Below are 17,555 nucleotides of genomic sequence, written 5' to 3' on the forward strand. Positions count from 1 at the left end.
ACGCAGGCCCGGCCGCGACGGCCGGGCCTGCGTCGGTGGTCGTCAGTCGCCGGGCAGTTCGTCGGTGTCCGGGTCGCCGGCGCGGGGGGTCGCGGTGGGGGTGGGGGTCTTCCGGTTCCCGGCGTGCGGGGTGGCCGAGGGGCTGGTGGCCTTGGCGGTGGGTTGGTCGACGCTGACGCCGGCTGCCCGGCGGTCCAGGACGCCCTTGTCGAGGTGCAGTTCGACCAGGTCGTAGATGATCTCGCGGACGGTCTGGTCGCCGGCCGGGACGGCACCGGCGTCGTCCCTGGTCACCAGGCAGTAGGCGACGTAGTGGCCGCGCACCTGCCAGGCGACGCGGGCGGCGGCGGTGGCGACCGACTCGGTGTCCTCCCCGGCGGGCATGCCCCGGAACCGGCCGCGCCGGTCGTCGAGCAGGGGGCGGATCCGGTCCCGGACGCGTTGCGCGGTGGCCAGGTCGGTCAGGTTGAGCAGGCCGACGGTGACCAGGTGGTCCTCGTCGGGGGAGCGCAGGGTGGCCCGGACCACCTGGCTGCACCCGAGGGTGACCAGCAGGTCGGCTATCTCGCCGGTGGCCGCGACGGCGCAGCTGGCGTTCGACTGGGTCTTGAGCACCTGGTATTCGTGCCGGTCGACGCCGATGACCAGCTTGCTGCCGGGGAAGACCTCCTTGGCGGTCAACGGCTGCCGGTCGACCTCCCGGGAGTCCAGTGGCCCGTCGGCCTGGTCGTCGGGGGTGGCGGTGCCCGGTGCCGTCGGCGCGGCCTGCCCGTTCGGCGACGTGTCGTCGGTCGGGGTGCGGTCGATGAGCAGGACGGCCCCGCCGAGCCCGCAGAGGCCGAGCAGCATCAGCACGGCGGCCCCGCCGACGACGATCTGCCAGCCGCGGCCACCCCGGCGGCCCCGGCCGTCGCCGGAGCGGCGGGACCTGGCGCGGTCCGGTGCGGACGTCGCGCCGGGCACCTGGACGGCGGACCGGATCGGGACGGGGTCGACCGTCGGCGGGGCCGGTTGGTTGACCCGGGGCAGCGACGGTGCCGGGAAGCGGGACGGGGAGGGCCCGGCCGCCGTGGTCGGCGGGGGCTGGAACAGCGGCAGGTCCGCGTCGGGCCGCGGGTTCTCCTCGAATGCGTCCTCAGCGGACTCGTACCGATATACCATGTCGCCCAGAGTAGGGTTCATTGCCCCTTTAGGGGGTAATAACCGGAAATACGGTCTGCGGCGCGTCGGGTGAGGACGCCGGCCGACGGCAGCCCCGCTCCGGACCGGTGGAACAATGCCCCGGTGACCGGCGACCACTACTTCACCGCGGAGCCCAGCGCCCCGGCCCACCCCCGCGAGGTGGAGTTCCACGTCGCCGGGCGCGACTACGCACTCGCCTCCGCCAGCGGGGTCTTCTCCGCCACCCGGCTCGACCCCGGCACCGCCGTCCTGCTGCGCAAGGCCGACCTGCCGACCGCCGCCACCGGTGGCCACCTGCTCGACATCGGCTCCGGGTTCGGCCCGATCAGCTGCGTGCTGGCCGACCTCGCGCCGACCGCCACCGTCTGGGCGGTCGACGTCAACGAACGGGCCCGCGCGCTGACCGCCGCGAACGCCGCCCGCATCGACGCCGCCGACCGGGTCCACGCGGTCACCCCCGACGAGGTGCCGGCCGACGTCACCTTCACCCAGGTCTGGTCCAACCCGCCGATCCACATCGGCAAACCCGAACTGCACGGACTGCTGCGCCGCTGGCTGCCCCGGCTCGCCCCGGACGGCGTCGGCTGGCTGGTCGTGGCCCGCCACCTGGGCGGCGACTCGCTGCACCGCTGGCTGCTCGACGAGGGCTTCGCGGTGACCCGGCACGCCAGCCAGAAGGGCTACCGGGTGCTGCGGGTCACCCGGTAATCCGGTGTCGTCCGGGCCCACGCCTCGGGCAGGATGCCCGCGTGGGATACGTGGACGTGGCAGCGGTCGGGCACATCCTCCCGGACGGTCGGGAACTCTTCGCCGACGTGTCGTTCCGGGTCGGTGAGGGGGCCAAGGTCGCCCTGGTCGGGCCGAACGGCGCCGGCAAGACGACGCTGCTGAGGATGGTCGCCGGGGACCTGCCGGTGCGCACCGGCGCGGTCGCCCGGGCCGGCGGGCTCGGCGTGATGCGGCAGTTCATCGGCATGATCGGTGACGACTCGACGCTGGCCGACCTGGCCCTGTCGCTGGCTCCGCCGGCGCTGCGCGACGCCGGCCGCCGGCTCGTCGACACCGAACAGGCCATGCGCGCCGCCGAGCTGCGCGGCAAGTACAGCACCGCAGCCGGCAAGGCCCAGCTGGCGTACGCGGACGCGCTGGCCGCCTGGGGCGAGGCCGGCGGGTACGACGCCGAGGTGCTCTTCGACACCGTCACCACCACCGTGCTCGACCTGCCCTGGGACGCGTCCCGGGACCGCCCGGTGCGGACCCTGTCCGGTGGCCAGCAGAAGCGCTTCGCCCTGGAGCTGCTGCTGCGGGGCACCGACGAGGTGCTGCTGCTCGACGAGCCGGACAACTTCCTCGACGTGCCCGGTAAACGTTGGCTGGAGCAACGGCTGCGCGAGTCCACCAAGTCGGTGCTGTACGTCTCGCACGACCGGGAGCTGCTGGCCCGTACCGCCGACCGGGTGGTCGCCGTCGAGGGGGGCAGCGCCTGGGTGCACCCGGGGAGCTTCGCCAGCTGGCACGAGGCCCGCACCGCCCGGCACGCCCGCCTCGACGAGTTGCGCCGCCGCTGGGACGAGGAGCACCAGAAGCTGCGTGAGCTGATGCTGATGTACAAGCAGAAAGCCGCGTACAACGACGGGCTCGCCTCCCGCTACCAGGCGGCGCAGACCCGGCTGCGCAAGTTCGAGGAGGCCGGGCCGCCACCCGTACCGCCGAAGGACCAGGACATCCGGATGCAGCTGGCCGGCGGGCGGACCGGCAAGCGCGCGGTGATCTGCGAGCAGCTGGAGCTGGACGGCCTGACCTACCCCTTCGACCTGGAGCTGTGGTACGGCGACCGGGTGGCGGTGCTCGGGGCCAACGGCACCGGCAAGTCGCACTTCCTGCGCCTGCTGGCCCGGGGCGGCACCGACCCCGACCCGGCCAACGGCCCGGTCGACGGGGCCGCCGCGCTGGCCCCGGTGGCACACGGCGGGGTGGTCCGGCTGGGTGCCCGGGTCCGCCCGGGGCACTTCTCGCAGACCCACGACCGGCCGGAGCTGATGGCCAAGACCCTGGTCGAGGCGCTGTGGCGGGGCGACGAGCACCGGGCCGGAATGGACCGGCACGCGGCGATGGCGGCGCTGAGCCGCTACGAGCTGGCCGGCCAGGGCGACCAGCGCTTCGGCACCCTGTCCGGCGGCCAGCAGGCCCGGTTCCTGGTGCTGCTGCTGGAGCTGTCCGGGGCGACCCTGCTGCTGCTCGACGAGCCGACCGACAACCTCGACCTGGCCTCGGCCGAGGCGTTGGAGGCGGGACTGGCCGCGTTCGCCGGGACGGTCGTCGCGGTCACCCACGACCGCTGGTTCACCCGCTCGTTCGACCGGTTCGTGCTGTTCCGGGGGGACGGTGAGGTGGTGGAGACCCCGGAGCCGGTCTGGGACGTGGGCTGAGTCACCCACGCGGACCGTGAGGTGCCGACCCCGGCCGGTCGTCGGGCGGGGTCGGGGCCGGTCCGGGCGGCATAGGGTGGATCTCGTGACTGAGATGACCTACCGCCGGTTGGGCGACTCCGGGCTCGTGGTGTCCGTGGTCGGCATCGGCTGCAACAACTTCGGCCGCAAGCTCGACATCGACGGCACCCGGGCGGTGGTCGACGCCGCGCTCGACGCCGGGATCACCTTCTTCGACACCGCCGACATCTACGGCGAGCCCCCGGGGGGTTCCGAGGAACTGCTCGGGCAGGCCCTCAAGGGCCGCCGGGACGACGTGGTGCTGGCCACCAAGTTCGGCATGTCGATGGGCGGGCGCAACGGCCGCGACTTCGGGGTACGCGGGTCCCGGCGGTACGTGGTGCGGGCTGTCGAGGCGTCGCTGCGCCGGCTCGGCACCGACCACATCGACCTGTACCAGCTGCACGAACCCGACCCGGACACCCCGATCGACGAGACGCTCGCCGCGCTGGACGACCTGGTCCGCGCCGGCAAGGTGCGCTACCTGGGCAACTCCAACTTCTCCGGTTGGCAGATCGCCGACGCCGACTGGACGGCGAAGACCCGGGGGCTGACCCGGTTCGTCAGTGCGCAGAACCACTACAACCTGCTCCACCGCGACGCCGAGGTCGAGATCATTCCGGCCTGCGAGCGGTTCGGCCTGGGCCTGCTGCCGTTCTTCCCGCTCGCCAACGGGCTGCTCACCGGCAAGTACCGGCGGGACACCGCCCCACCCGCCGGCAGCCGCCTCTCCGGCGGTGGCCGGTACGCCGAGCGGCTCGCCGCGGCCCGCTGGGACACCATCGAGGCGCTGGAGACGTTTGCGGCGCAGCGGGGGCTGACGCTGCTCCAGGTGGCCATCGGCGGGCTGGCCGCCCGACCGGCGGTGGCCTCCGTCATCGCCGGGGCCACCACCGCCGAGCAGGTCCGGGCGAACGCCGCCGCCGGCACCTGGCAGCCCACCGACGACGACCTCGACGCCCTGGACGCCCTGCTCTGACCGATCCGGGTCGGACGCGGTCGGGCCCGGACACCGGTGAGGTGTCCGGGCCCGATTCGGTCCTGCCCGGGGTGGGTGCCCGGCCGGCCGTCAGCCGCCCAGGCCGGCCGGGTGGTCCCCGGGTCCGGGGACGGCCCGACGGCGACGCCACCACAGCAGCGCCACCCCCGTGACGGCGACCACCGCCAGCCCGCCGACCAGCCACGACCACCGCCCGACGCCGGCCGTCTCCGGCCCGGCCGCCGGGCGCGCGGCGGCGACCGGCGACGGCGACTGGGCCGCCCGGGCCTGCACCTGCGCGGTCGCCGTGCTCTGGTAGGGGGCGGGGGCGCGGACCGTCACCCGCCAGTCGCCGGGGGAGAGCAACGGGCCGCTGCTGTAGAAGCCCTGCCCTTCCCCGGACGGCTCGATCTGCACCGGCCCGGCCGTCCGGCCACCCTCACCCTCGGCGGTCACGGTGAGCCGGACCGGCTGGTCCAGCCGGTGCCCGTCGGCGTACACGGCCATCACGGTCACCCCACCGGCGCCGTCACCGGCCACCGTCAGCTTGACCTTTCCGCCGTGCGCCGCCGCCGGACCCGCCGGCAGGGTCACCAGGGCCGCCACGACCAGCGCGGCGAGGGCTCTCAAGGTACGCATCGACGTCTCCCTTGCGATGTGGAGGGGCCGCCCCCACCGTCGGTGTCGACGGTGGGAGCGGCCCCGTGGTGCTCCTTACAGCGAACCGCCCTTGGCGATCCGGGTGGGGTCGGCACCGAGCCGGCCGGCCCCGTTGACCGACTTGTTGTCGTTCGCCTTGACGCCGGCCTTGGTGGCCGCGCCACCGAGCCGGACGATCATGGCGTCGGCGTCCCGGACCAGCACGTCCCGCACGTCGGTGTCGGTCACCACCGCGGGGTCGGTGGCCAACGCCTTGAAGGCGGTCAACTGCTGCACCGCCCGCTTGTCGTTGCCCGCCGCCTCGGACTCCCGTACCGCGTCCAGCTTGTTGGACAGCTGACGGTGCGCCTTGGTGGAGAGTCGTCCGGTCGCCTTGAACCGGTCCAGCAGGTTCTGCATGTCCCGGAACGAGGTGGTGACGAAGAACCGGACCGTCGAGGTGGTGGAGTTGCCCGCCTTGTCGGTCGCGGTCACCGTCAGCTCGTGCAGGCCGAGCGGCAGCTCGTACAGCGCCTGCAGGGTGCCGCTGGCGTACGCCCGGCCGTCCAGCACGCCGGAGGTCGTCTTGATGCCGGAGGTCGGGTCGACCGCCTGCCACGAGATCCGGACGTCCTGGCTGTCACCGTAGAGCTGGCCGTCGGCGATGCCGGAGACCAGCAGCGTCGGCTTGGCGCCGTCGATCTTGACGACCGCCGACTTCAGCGCCTCGACGTTGCCGGCGGCGTCGGTGGCCCGGTACAGCAGCTCGTGCGTGCCGTCCCCGGTCACCTCCACCGGCGTGGTGTACGCCGTCCAGGCGCCACCGTCGAGCGACCACTCCAGCTTCTTGACCCCGGAACCGGCGTCGGTGGAGGTGATGACCACCGGGACGGTGCCGTTGTGCCAGCCGTCGTCGTTGGCCGGGGCGAACGACGACGAGCTGACCGGCGCGGTGGCGTCGATCTTCACGGCGACCTTCTTCGTCGCCTCCACGTTGCCGGCCGCGTCGGTCGACCGGAACCGCACCTCGTGGGTGCCGTCCCCGCTGACCTGCACCGGCTCGGTGTACGCGGTCCACGTGGTGGCCCCGTCGAGCTGGTACTCGGTGCTCGCCACCCCGCTACCGCCGGCCTCGTCGGCCGCCGCCAGCGTCACGGTGACCGGGCCGGTGTGCCAACCCTCGGTCGGGGTGCCGGAGACGGTGGCCGTGGTCACCGGGGCGGTCGTGTCGGCCGCCCTGGTGGAGAGCCGGAAGTAGTCGAACGAGGCCGTCTTCGAGGTGACCGCGTTCGCACCGAGGGTGAACAGACCGATCTTCGGGGTGGCCCCGACGGCGGTGTTCGTCACCGTCTCGAACGTGGTCCACTCCTGCCCGTCCGCCGAGTACGACGCGGTGAAGGTGTCACCGGCGCGGGCGAGGCGCAGGTACCACACCCCCGAGGTCAGGTTGGAGACCTGGGGCTGCGGGTTCTGCGTCACCCCGGCGAGTTCGCCACGGAACTCGATCCGCCGGGAGACCGCCTGCCCGGCCTGGTTGTCCACGATGTAGTCCAACTTGACGTAGTTGTCGTCGTCGGCGTGGACGATCAGACCGGCCTGCTGGTACTGCTCGGCCAGGGCACTGCCGTCGACCTTCGTCTCCAGGGTCCAGTCACCGCTCGGCGCGGTCTGGAGGATGAAGTTCTTCGGCCCGGTGTTGCTGGTGCCGTAGATGTCACCGGACGGCACGTCGATCTTCAGCGCACCGTCGACCACCCGGTAACCGGCCGGGTCCTCACGGAGCACCGCGTTCCACCGGCACTTGTCGAGCGTGGTGCCGGTGAACTCGTCCGACGGGGTGACCGGGCCGGCCGGGGCGTCCGGCGAGACCAGGAACGAGTCGAACACCGCGTCCACCACCGGGGCGGTGGTGCCACCGTTGAGGGCGAGCAGGCCGATGCGCGGGTTGGTGATGCCGGCCAGCGCGGCGGACCGGCCGACCGGGGTGAACGTGACACCGTCGGTCGAGAACTGCGCGGTCAGGTTGGTGCCGTCGCTGATCAGCCGCAGCCAGATGGTGTCACCGGCCGGGGCGGCCACGGCGTCGGCCGCGTCGTTACGCGGAGTCCCGGCGGTCTCCCGGATGAACTCCACCTTGCGCGAACCGCCGTAGAGCAGGTCCACCTTGGCGTAGTTGTCGTCGTCGCCGTAGATCAGCAGGCCGGCCTGCTGGTAGTCGGCGGTGACGGGCACGGTGACCTTCGTGGTGGCCTGCCAGGCCCCGCTGGGTGCGGGCTGGAGCACCAGGTTGGTCGCGTCGTTACGGGAGCCGTACAGGTCACCCGAGGAGGTGGGCAGCCGCAGCGCCCCACCGGAGACCGAGTAGAGCTGGTTCTCCCGGACCACCGTCCAGCGGTCCTTGTCCAGGGTGTTGCCGGTGAACTCGTCCGACCGCGCGCCGAGGCAGGAGTTGGTCGGCGCGTCCACCTTGACCGGGACGGTCGCGTAGGACTTCGCACCCCGGTTGTCCGTCACCGTCAGGGTGGCGGTGAAGGTGCCCGGGGTGGTGTAGGTGTGGGTGGCGTTCAGGGTCGTCGCCGTCCCGCCGTCACCGAAGTCCCAGGCGTACGTCAGCGGGGTGTCACCCTCGGTGTCGGTGGCCGTGCCGGTGAAGGTCACGGTGACCGGCGCGGTGCCGGTCGCCGGGGTGGCGGTGGCCGTCACCTGCGGCGGCGCGTTGTCGGTGACGCCCCGGCCGATGAAGTCCATCCAGTTGACGTTGAACAGCGAACCCGCGCCACCGGCCGGGTCCTTGGCGACGAAGTACAGCGAGCCCTCCGCACCGGCCGTCACCGGCGCGGTCACGTCGACGAACTGCTGCCAGCCGCCCGTGCTCGGCACGGTGGCCGTGGCCACCACCGGTCCGTCGACGGCACCGGCGTGCACGTCGATCCGACCGCCCTGGACCTCGGAGGCCACCCGGAACCGGATCTGCTCGACCCCGGTCAGGTTGGCCGGTACGAGCGACCACCAGTCGCCGTCCTCGATGAAGCCGATGTTCTGGCCGCCACCGGCGGGGTCGGTGGTGGTCTCCTTCTGCACGCCCGGGTCACCGCCGCCGGTGCTGCCCGGGGCCCGCCCGGTGGCCGTGTAGTACTCGGCCTGCTTGCGCTTGGGCTGGAGGATCTCGATCGCCCGACCGGTCAGCGGGCCGGCGCCGCCGGTGCCGCCGTCGTCGGTGTAGGTGGCCTCGAAGACCGCGAAGACGTTGGCCTCCGCGCCGTGACCCGACGCCAGCGAGGTCTGCACGGTGCCGGTGCAGCCGGTGTGCTGCTCCAGCGGGTGGGCGTGCTCGTCGTGGCCGAGCAGCACCTGCAGCTGCACCCGGTCACAGTCGACGGTGCCGTCCTCCGGGTCGGTCACCTTGATCGTGTACTTGACCTGGTCGCCCCACTCGAAGAAACCGCCGCTGGGCGGGAACTCGATGGTCACCGTCGGGGCGGTGTTGCCGACCGTCACCGGCACGTTCGCCACGGCCGTACGGCCCTTGGGGTTGGTGACGGTGAGCTGCGCGGTGTAGTCGCCGGCCGCGGTGTAGGTGTGGGTGGGGTTCGCCTCGGTGGAGGTCTGCCCGTCACCGAACTTCCACGCGTAGGTCAGCGTGCCGCCGTCCGGGTCACGGGACCCGGCGCTGGAGAAGTTCACGGTCAGCGGCGCGGCCCCGGAGGTGGGGTCGGCGCTGGCCTCGGCGATGGGGGCGCGGTCACCGGCGGTGTAGTCGATCCGGTAGATCCCGGAGTCGTCGTTGTTGCCGCCGAAGCCGGTGCCCCACTCGATCATGTAGAGCGCGCCGTCCGGACCGAACTCGAAGTCCATCGGGCGGATCATCGGCATGCCGGTGAGCAGCTGGTTGATGTCGATCAGCGTCTTGCCGTCCGTGCTGACCTGCATCGTGTACATCTTCGACTGGTTCCACTCGCCGAGCAGCGCCTTGCCGTCGTAGTACGCCGGCCACTTGCGGCTCGACGTGCTGTCGGCGTCGTACCGGTAGACCGGGCCGCCCATCGGGGCGCCGCCGCCGCCGATCTCGGGGAAGCGCGGGTCGCCGGCGTAGCCGTAGTCCACCGTCGCCGCGATGGCCGGCGGCAGGTTGGTCAGGCCGGTGTTGTTGGGCGAGTCGTTGACCGGTGCGGCGCAGTCGAACTTCGCCCCGCTCGGCCCGGACGGGAAGGTGTAGTCGTTGTACGCCTTGTTGTTGCCGGTGCAGTACGGCCAGCCGTAGTTGCCGGCGGTGGCGACGATGTTCCACTCCACCAGGCCCTCGGGGCCCCGGTTCGGGTTGGCCGTCGAGGCGTCCGGCCCGTAGTCGGCGACGTAGAGGGTGTCGGTCTTCTGGTCGACGCCGATCCGGAACGGGTTACGGAAGCCCATGCCGAAGATCTCGGGACGGGTCTTCGCGGTGCCCGGGGCGAACAGGTTGCCCGCCGGGATCGTGTAGGTGCCGTCGTCCTCCGGGTGCACCCGGATCACCTTGCCGCGCAGGTCGTTGGTGTTGCCGGCGCTGCGCTGCGCGTCGTAGTCCTGCCGACCGGCCCGCTCGTCGATCGGGGTGAAGGCGCTCGACTCGAACGGGTTGGTGTTGTCGCCGGTGGCCAGGTAGAGGTTGCCCTGCGAGTCGAAGGTCATGCTGCCGCCGGCGTGGCAGCAGGTGTTGCGCTGCGTGTCGACCTGGAGGATGACCTTCTCGGTGGCCTTGTCGATGGTGTCACCGTTGACGGTGAACCGGGACAGGTAGTTGCGCGGGGCGCCACCGGCCGGTGCGTAGTACAGGTAGATCCACTTGTTGGTGGCGAAGTCCGGGTCGAGGCGCAGCCCGAGCAGGCCGTCCTCGTTGCCGGTGAAGACGTCCAGCCGGGTCGCGGTGACCGTGTTGCCGGTGTCCGGCTTCACGATCTGCACCCGGCCGTCGCGCTCGGCGTAGAACACCCGGCCGTCCGGAGCGATGTCCAGCTCCATCGGGTTGTTGGTGTTGCTGTCGAGGGTGACCTTCTCGAAGTTCGAGGTCTTGGAGGCGCCGCAGTCGGCGTTCTCGACGCCGGCCGCGGTGCGGATGCCGCCGAGCAGGTGGCTGAGGAACTCCGGCTCGGTGTACGACGCCTGGGTGTGGCCGCCGCCGGTGTACCAGGACCGACCGCCGTCGTAGTCCTGGCACCAGGCGGTGGGGTGGTCGGCGCCCATCGCGCCGGCACCCGGGCTGTAGGACTTCTCGTCCAGGCTGGCCAGCACGTGCACCTTGGAGCGCGGGTTGGTGCGGAAGTTGTACCACTCGTCGAACCGGGACCAGCGGTCCGGCAGGTCGGCGGTCGACGGGTGCGCGTGGTCCTCGACCTTGACGGTGGCCTGCTGGTTGGCGGGGTGGCCGGAGAAGTACGCGCCGACCAGGTTGCCGTACCAGGCCCAGTCGTACTCGGTGTCGGAGGCGGCGTGCACGCCGGCGTAGCCGCCGCCGGCCTTGATGTAGCGCTCGAACGCGGCCTGCTGGGTGGCGTCGAGGACGTCACCGGTGGTGGAGAGCCAGATCACCGCCTGGTATTTCGCCAGGTTGGTGTCGTTGAAGGCGGCTCCGTCCTCGGTGGTGTCGACGGTGAACCCGTTGTCGGTGCCGAGCTTCTGGATCGCGGCGATGCCGGCCGGGATGGCGTCGTGCCGGAAGCCGGCGGTCTTGGAGAAGACCAGGACCGAGAAGGGGTCGGCGGCGGCTGCCGCCGGTGCCGGTGCGGCCTGTGGCTGGGCCGCCGCGACGGGAGCGGCCTGGGCGGCGGTGCCGCCGATCAGGCCGCTGGCGAGTAGGGAGAGGGCCAGTAGACCGGCACCCAGTGGGCCGCGACGGGCGCGGCGATGGCGGGATGGAGACACTCCATGCTCCTTTTGTCCGTGCTGGACAGTGGTGGGGGCATGGGGACGACTCGCCGCAGACCGTCCCCGGTCGGATCGGTGTGGGCCCGCCGAGGTCCGCACCAGTGGCGATCAGGTGCGGGCCACGCCGAGGCTCCGCACCGGAATAATGTCGATCGGTTGAACAAATTAGCGCCGCTGGATTGGTTTCCGGCAAGGCATGAGCATGTAACGATTCGGTATCGGCGACTCGCTTTTCCGGCTTATGTGGATACAAGCCCACAGCCGTACGCATCGATGGTCCTGGATCAATCTAACACCCCTTGGCGGATCAGCGGATCTGTCGTACGGTCACAGGCACGTGACCCACGGGAGCCCGGTACACCGGGCTGAGAGGGGGGCTGAGAGCCCCCGACCGTCGAACCTGATCCGGGTAATGCCGGCGCAGGGAGGAGAGTTGCCGTGCCGTCCCTCGGCCGACTGCATCTGATCACCGACACCCGCCCCGGGTGCGACCCGCTCGCCGTCGTACGGGCCGCCCTCCCGGTGGCCCGCGCCGACCTCGTCGTCCAGGTCCGGGTGACCGACGACACCACCGACCGGCAGGCGTACGACCTGGCCCGACGGGTACGCGCGCTCTGCGTGCCGTACGAGGCGACCTGCCTGGTCAACGACCGGCTGCACGTCGCCCTCGCGGTGGACGCCCACGGCGGCCACGTCGGCGCGGACGACCTGCCCGTCGCGGCGGCCCGCCGGGTCCTCGGCCCAGCCGCCGTGCTCGGCGCGACCGCCCGGGAACCGGACGCCGCCGCCCGGGCCGTCGCCGCCGGGGCCAGCTACCTGGGCGTCGGCCCGTGCCACCCCACCGCCACCAAAACCGGCCTGCCCGACCCGATCGGCCCCGCCGGCATCCACGCCGTCGTCGCCGCCGTCGCCGTGCCGGTGATCGCCATCGGCGGGGTCACCGCCGCCACCGTGCCGGCGCTGCGCGCCGCCGGGGCGTACGGCGTGGCGGTGGTCGGGGCGCTGTCCACCGCCGCCGACCCGGGCCGGGCCACCGCCGAACTGATCGCGGCACTGACGTGCTGACCCGGCCCGACGTCGCCATCGTGGGCGCGGGGCCGGTCGGATTGGCGATCGCCTGGCGCTGCGCCACCCGGGGCCTGCGGGTGACCGTGCACGACCCGGCCCCCGGCTCCGGCGCGTCCCGGGTCGCCGCCGGGATGCTCGCTCCGGTCGCCGAGGCGTACTTCGGGGAACGGGAACTGACCGGGCTGCTCACCGCGTCCGCCGCCCGCTGGCCGGGTTTCGCCGCCGAACTGACCGAAGCCACCGGAACGGAGTTCGGCTACCGCACCGACGGCACCCTCGTCGTCGGGCTGACCGGGGACGACCTGGCCGAGGCACGCCGGCTCTGGTCGTACCAGCAGGGGTTGGGGCTGCCGATCAGCGCGCTGCGCCCGTCGCAGCTGCGGGACCGCGAACCGGCGCTGACCCCCCGGCTGCGCGGCGGCGCGGTCGCCCCCGGCGACCACCAGGTCGACCCGCGCCGGCTGGTCGACGCGCTACGGGTCGCCGCCGAGCGGGCCGGCGCGACCCTGCTGCCCGGCGCGGTGACCCGACTGGCCGAGGTGGACGCGCCCGTCGTCGTGGTCGCCGCCGGCTGCGGCGCCGCCGCGCTGACCGGGCTGCCGGTCCGCCCGGTCAAGGGCCAGGTGCTGCGGCTGCGCGCGCCCGACCACCGCCCGCCCGGCTTCCGGCACGTCATCCGGGGGTACGCCGATGGCGAGTCGGTCTACCTCGTCCCCCGCGACGACGGCGAGGTGGTGCTCGGGGCGACCGTCGAGGAACGCACCGACACCGAGGTGACCACCGGGGCGGTGCTGCGGCTGCTCCGCGCCGCCGTCGACCTCGTCCCCGAACTCGCCGAGTACGCGCTGACCGAGGCCACCGCCGGGCTGCGCCCCGGCACCCCGGACAACGCGCCGATCCTCGGCCCGCTGCCCGACCGGCCCGGCGTGCTCGCCGCCACCGGCCACCACCGGCACGGCATCGTGCTCACCCCGGTCACCGCCGACCTGATCACCGACCTGATCGTCACCGGTCAGCCGGACCCACTGCTCACCCCCTTCACCGCCGACCGGTTCCACTGAGGAGGAAGACGTGCGACTGATCGTCAACGGCGTCGGACGCGAGCTGACCGGCGGCACGACCGTCGCGGACCTGGTCGCCACGGTCACCGGGCAGCGGCGCGGAATCGCCGTCGCGGTCAACGGCGAGGTGGTCCCCCGGGGCGGCTGGCCCGCCACCGAGCTGCGCGACGGCGACCGGGTCGAGGTGCTCAGCGCCGCCCAGGGCGGGTGACCCGGATGCCCCTCACCATCGCCGGACAGACCTTCACCTCCCGGCTCATCCTCGGCACCGGCGGCGCGGCCAACCTGCACGTGCTGGAACAGGCGATCCGGGCCTCCGGCACCGAACTGGTCACCCTCGCCCTGCGCCGGGTCGACACCGCCCCCGGCACCGCCGGTGGCCTGCTCGACCTGCTCGACCGGTGCGCGGTGCGGCTGCTGCCCAACACCGCCGGCTGCTACACCGCCGCCGAGGCGGTCAAGGTCGCCCGGCTGGCCCGGGAGGCGTTCGACACCGACTGGGTCAAGCTGGAGGTGATCGGCGACGAACGCACCCTGCTCCCCGACGGGGTGGAGCTGCTGCGGGCCGCCGAGGAACTCGTCGCCGACGGCTTCGTCGTGCTGCCGTACACCTCCGACGACCCGGTGCTGGCCCGCCGGCTGGCCGACGTCGGCTGCGCGGCGGTGATGCCGGCCGGTGCGCCGATCGGTTCCGGACTGGGCATCACCAACCCGCACCACATCCGGCTCATCCGGCAGAGCGTCGACGTGCCGGTGATCCTCGACGCCGGGATCGGCACCGCCTCCGACGCGGCGCTCGCCATGGAACTGGGCTGCGACGGGGTGCTGCTGGCCAGCGCCGTCACCCGGGCCGCCGACCCGACGGCGATGGCCACCGCCATGCGGTACGGCGTACGGGCCGGACGGCTCGCGTACAACGCCGGGCGGATACCCCGCCGCTTCCACGCCCTCGCCTCCACCCCCGACGACGGAAGACCCGACCTGTGACCCGCCCGGCCGCCCCACCCCTCCTCCGGCCGGCCGGGGTGGTGCTGCTGACCGACCGGCTGGTGGCGCGCGGCGACCTCGTCGACGTGGTCGCGGGGGCGGTACGCGGTGGGGTGCGGTGGGTGGTGCTGCGGGAGAGGGACCTGCCCCGTGCCGAGCGGGCCGCCCTCGCCGTCGACCTGCGGGCCGTCCTGGCGCAGGCCGGCGGCACCCTGATCGTGGCCGGCCCCGACCCGCTCGACGACGGCTCCGACGGCTCCGACCCGCCCGGCCCGGACCCGGGTGGTGCCGGTGGGGCGGTGCATCTGGCAGCAGCCGGGCCGTACCCGCCGCCGGCCGTGCGGCTCGTCGGTCGGTCCTGTCACGACCCGGCCGAGCTGGCCCGGCTCAGCACCGAGCACTACGTGACGCTCTCGCCGGTCTGGACCACCCGCAGCAAACCCGGCTACGGCCCACCCCTGCACCCGGACGGGCTTCGCCGGTTGGTCCGGCTCAGTCCGGTGCCCGTCCTCGCCCTGGGCGGTATCGAGACGCCGCAGCAGGTGACGGCCTGTGTCGAGGCGGGTGCGGTCGGGGTGGCGGTGCTCGGCGCGATCATGCGGGCCGCCGACCCGACCGAGGTCGCCGCGACCCTCACCGGTGTCTTCGCCCCGCGCCCGACGGACCGCACCCCGATCAGCGACACGTGGCCCGAGGAGGGGACATGACACCGACGACAGTGCTCACCATCGCCGGTTCCGACTCCGGCGGCGGCGCCGGCATCCAGGCCGACCTGAAGGTCTTCGCCGCCCTCGGCGCGTACGGCACCAGCGTGCTGACCGCCGTCACCGCACAGAACACCCGGGGCGTGGACGCCGTGCTGCCGTTGCCCCCGCGCACCGTCACCGAACAGCTCGACAGCGTGCTCGGCGACTTCGCGGTCCGGGCGGTGAAGACCGGGATGCTCGGTACCCCGGCGGTCGCCGACGCGGTGGCCGAGGCGGCGAAGGCGGGCCGGCTGCCGCACCTCGTCGTCGACCCGGTGCTCGTCGCCACCAGCGGACACCGGCTCGGGGTGGTCGCGGCCGTCGAGCGGCTGCTGCCGTACGCCCGGGTGGCGACGCCGAACTGCGCGGAGGCCGCCGCCCTCACCGGACGCCCGGTGACCACGGTCGAGGAGATGGTCGCCGCGGCGCAGACCCTGGCGGCCGGCGGCCCCGAGTACGTGGTGGTCACCGGCGGCGACGTCGACGCGGCCGGCGAGTCGGTCGACGTGCTGGCCGGCGGCGGAACGACCACCCTGCTGCGCGCCCCCCGGGTGGACACCCGGCACAGCCACGGCACCGGCTGTTCGTTCTCGGCGGCGATCGCCGTCCGGCTGGCCGCCGGTGACCCGGTGCCCGTCGCGGTCGCCACCGCCAAGGAGTACGTCACCCGCGCGCTGACCGGCGCGCGGGGTTGGGAACTGGGCGCGGGACGCGGCCCGCTGGACCACTTCGGCTGGTCCCGATGACCAACAGGGAGGCTGTCATGCAGGCACGTCGCAAGGTCTACGTCGAGGGGTCCCGGCCGGACGTCCGGGTGCCGTTCGCCGAGGTGGAGCTGGCCGGGGACAACCCGCCGCTGCGCCTCTACGACACCTCCGGCCCCGGCTCGGACCCGGAGGTGGGGCTGCCGCCGCTGCGCGGACCATGGATCGCCGAGCGGGGCGACGTCGCGCCGGTTCGGGGCGCCGGCACCCCGCTGGCCGGCGTCGACGCCAGGCGACCCACCCAGCTCTGGTACGCCCGCGCCGGGGTGGTCACCCCGGAGATGGAGTTCGTGGCGATCCGGGAAGGGCTGCCGCCGGAGCTGGTGCGCGACGAGATCGCCGCCGGCCGGGCGGTGCTGCCACTCAACGTCAACCACCCCGAGTGCGAGCCGGCGATCATCGGCAAGGCGTTCCTGGTGAAGGTCAACGCCAACATCGGCACCTCGGCGGTGACCTCGTCGGTCGCCGAGGAGGTGGAGAAGCTGACCTGGGCCACCCGGTGGGGCGCGGACACCGTGATGGACCTGTCGACCGGCAAGCGGATCCACGAGACCCGGGAGGCGATCGTCCGCAACTCGCCGGTGCCGATCGGCACCGTGCCGATCTACCAGGCGCTGGAGAAGGTCGGTGGCGACCCGGTCAAGCTGAGCTGGGAGGTGTTCCGGGAGACCGTCATCGAGCAGGCCGAGCAGGGCGTCGACTACATGACGGTGCACGCGGGGGTGCTGCTGCCGTACGTGCCGCTGGCCGTCGACCGGGTCACCGGGATCGTCTCCCGGGGCGGCTCGATCATGGCGGCCTGGTGCCTGGCGCACCACGAGGAGAACTTCCTCTACACCAACTTCCGCGAGCTGTGCGCGATCCTCGCCCGCTACGACGTGACGTTCTCCCTCGGCGACGGCCTGCGCCCCGGCTCGATCGCCGACGCCAACGACGAGGCCCAGTTCGCCGAGCTGCGCACCCTGGGCGAGCTGACCCGGATCGCCTGGGAGTACGACGTGCAGGTGATGATCGAAGGCCCCGGCCACGTGCCGATGCACAAGATCAAGGAGAACGTGGACCTCCAGCAGGAGTGGTGCCACGAGGCCCCGTTCTACACCCTCGGCCCGCTGACCACCGACATCGCCCCCGCGTACGACCACATCACCTCGGCGATCGGGGCTGCGATGATCGGCATGTACGGCACCGCCATGCTGTGCTACGTCACCCCGAAGGAACACCTCGGCCTGCCCGACCGGGACGACGTGAAGGCCGGCGTGATCGCGTACAAGATCGCCGCACACGCGGCCGACCTGGCCAAGGGGCACCCCGGCGCGCAGGCCTGGGACGACGCGCTGTCCAAGGCGCGGTTCGAGTTCCGCTGGGAAGACCAGTTCAACCTGTCACTCGACCCGGAGACGGCCCGCTCCTACCACGACGCGACCCTCCCGGCGGAGCCGGCGAAGACAGCCCACTTCTGCTCCATGTGCGGCCCGAAGTTCTGCTCCATGAAGATCACCCAGGAGCTGAAGGAGTACGCCGCCCAGGGCATGCAGAACAAGTCAGCCGAATTCCGCTCCACCGGCAACCGCGTCTACCTCCCCCTCGCCTGACTCCCGCCCCCGCCCCCGCCCCCGCCCCCGCTCCGTCTCCGCCCCGCCCCGGCCCTCGCCCCCTGCCCCGTCCCCCCCGCCCCGACCCCGGGCCCGGTGATCAAGAAGTTTGCGTCACGGGACGGCCGGAACTTGACGTAAACCTCTTGA

The 17,555-nt window shown here is 73.0% G+C and carries 13 protein-coding genes and 1 riboswitch; of the genes, 10 read left to right on the forward strand and 3 right to left on the reverse strand.

Annotated elements, in window-relative coordinates:
- Nucleotides 1–42: 42 nt before the first annotated feature.
- On the reverse strand, nucleotides 43–1,161 hold the full coding sequence (locus AB0B63_RS04135; RefSeq protein ID WP_357014479.1) for a hypothetical protein: 1,119 nt from the start codon (nucleotides 1,159–1,161) through the stop codon (nucleotides 43–45).
- Between the two features lie 123 nt (nucleotides 1,162–1,284).
- On the opposite strand from AB0B63_RS04135, the gene AB0B63_RS04140 reads away from it, so the two are divergent.
- The 3 genes from AB0B63_RS04140 (at nucleotide 1,285) to AB0B63_RS04150 (ending at nucleotide 4,650) form a co-directional block, all read left to right on the forward strand.
- Nucleotides 1,285–1,890: a methyltransferase gene (locus AB0B63_RS04140; RefSeq protein ID WP_208568195.1), complete on the forward strand. Its 606-nt coding sequence runs from the start codon at nucleotides 1,285–1,287 to the stop codon at nucleotides 1,888–1,890.
- A 41-nt stretch (nucleotides 1,891–1,931) separates the two neighbouring features.
- Complete coding sequence (locus tag AB0B63_RS04145; RefSeq protein ID WP_208568194.1) at nucleotides 1,932–3,611, forward strand: ATP-binding cassette domain-containing protein; 1,680 nt, start codon at nucleotides 1,932–1,934, stop codon at nucleotides 3,609–3,611.
- 76 nt (nucleotides 3,612–3,687) lie between these two features.
- Nucleotides 3,688–4,650, forward strand: a complete 963-nt coding sequence (locus tag AB0B63_RS04150; protein WP_208568193.1) for an aldo/keto reductase — start codon at nucleotides 3,688–3,690, stop codon at nucleotides 4,648–4,650.
- Nucleotides 4,651–4,740: 90 nt separating this feature from the next.
- Here AB0B63_RS04150 and AB0B63_RS04155 read toward each other — a convergent pair whose 3' ends face one another.
- Nucleotides 4,741–5,289 carry a hypothetical protein gene (locus AB0B63_RS04155; RefSeq protein WP_208568192.1) on the reverse strand — a complete coding sequence of 183 codons (549 nt, stop codon included), beginning with the start codon at nucleotides 5,287–5,289 and terminating at the stop codon, nucleotides 4,741–4,743.
- 75 nt (nucleotides 5,290–5,364) lie between these two features.
- Nucleotides 5,365–11,184, reverse strand: coding sequence for a ThuA domain-containing protein (locus AB0B63_RS04160; RefSeq protein WP_357014483.1), 5,820 nt, complete (start codon nucleotides 11,182–11,184; stop codon nucleotides 5,365–5,367).
- Nucleotides 11,185–11,522: 338 nt separating this feature from the next.
- Nucleotides 11,523–11,631: riboswitch (TPP riboswitch) on the forward strand.
- Here AB0B63_RS04160 and thiE point away from each other — a divergent pair.
- From thiE to thiC, 7 genes are all read left to right on the forward strand, one after another.
- The gene (thiE, locus tag AB0B63_RS04165) at nucleotides 11,626–12,252 is read left to right on the forward strand and encodes a thiamine phosphate synthase (RefSeq protein WP_208568190.1); all 627 of its coding nucleotides are present in this window, start codon (nucleotides 11,626–11,628) and stop codon (nucleotides 12,250–12,252) included. It overlaps the preceding riboswitch by 6 nt.
- The gene (gene thiO, locus AB0B63_RS04170; RefSeq protein ID WP_357014486.1) at nucleotides 12,246–13,316 is read left to right on the forward strand and encodes a glycine oxidase ThiO; all 1,071 of its coding nucleotides are present in this window, start codon (nucleotides 12,246–12,248) and stop codon (nucleotides 13,314–13,316) included. Before thiE ends, thiO begins: the two co-directional genes overlap by 7 nt.
- Before the next feature lie 10 nt (nucleotides 13,317–13,326).
- A complete protein-coding gene (gene thiS, locus AB0B63_RS04175) occupies nucleotides 13,327–13,527 on the forward strand; it encodes a sulfur carrier protein ThiS (RefSeq protein ID WP_208568188.1) in 201 nt (66 codons plus the stop codon).
- A gap of 5 nt (nucleotides 13,528–13,532) precedes the next feature.
- Nucleotides 13,533–14,303 (forward strand): thiazole synthase, encoded by a 771-nt coding sequence (locus AB0B63_RS04180; RefSeq protein ID WP_357014489.1) that lies wholly within the window; start codon nucleotides 13,533–13,535, stop codon nucleotides 14,301–14,303.
- Nucleotides 14,300–15,010, forward strand: a complete 711-nt coding sequence (locus AB0B63_RS04185; protein ID WP_357014491.1) for a thiamine phosphate synthase — start codon at nucleotides 14,300–14,302, stop codon at nucleotides 15,008–15,010. The genes AB0B63_RS04180 and AB0B63_RS04185 overlap by 4 nt, the downstream gene beginning before the upstream one ends.
- Nucleotides 15,007–15,795 carry a bifunctional hydroxymethylpyrimidine kinase/phosphomethylpyrimidine kinase gene (thiD, locus tag AB0B63_RS04190; RefSeq protein WP_208568186.1) on the forward strand — a complete coding sequence of 263 codons (789 nt, stop codon included), beginning with the start codon at nucleotides 15,007–15,009 and terminating at the stop codon, nucleotides 15,793–15,795. Before AB0B63_RS04185 ends, thiD begins: the two co-directional genes overlap by 4 nt.
- A 17-nt stretch (nucleotides 15,796–15,812) precedes the next feature.
- The gene (thiC, locus tag AB0B63_RS04195) at nucleotides 15,813–17,405 is read left to right on the forward strand and encodes a phosphomethylpyrimidine synthase ThiC (protein WP_357014494.1); all 1,593 of its coding nucleotides are present in this window, start codon (nucleotides 15,813–15,815) and stop codon (nucleotides 17,403–17,405) included.
- Nucleotides 17,406–17,555 lie beyond the last annotated feature (150 nt).

The organism is Micromonospora sp. NPDC049081 (assembly GCF_040648835.1).
GTDB lineage: Bacteria > Actinomycetota > Actinomycetes > Mycobacteriales > Micromonosporaceae > Micromonospora > Micromonospora antibiotica.

Bases quoted from the DNA above. Each gene is read 5' to 3' on its own strand.
- thiD (WP_208568186.1), top strand. From the start codon at position 15,007: ATGACACCGACGACAGTGCTCACCATCGCCGGTTCCGACTCCGGCGGC.
- AB0B63_RS04135 (WP_357014479.1), bottom strand. From the start codon at position 1,161: ATGGTATATCGGTACGAGTCCGCTGAGGACGCATTCGAGGAGAACCCG.
- AB0B63_RS04180 (WP_357014489.1), top strand. From the start codon at position 13,533: ATGCCCCTCACCATCGCCGGACAGACCTTCACCTCCCGGCTCATCCTC.
- AB0B63_RS04155 (WP_208568192.1), bottom strand. From the start codon at position 5,289: ATGCGTACCTTGAGAGCCCTCGCCGCGCTGGTCGTGGCGGCCCTGGTG.
- thiC (WP_357014494.1), top strand. From the start codon at position 15,813: ATGCAGGCACGTCGCAAGGTCTACGTCGAGGGGTCCCGGCCGGACGTC.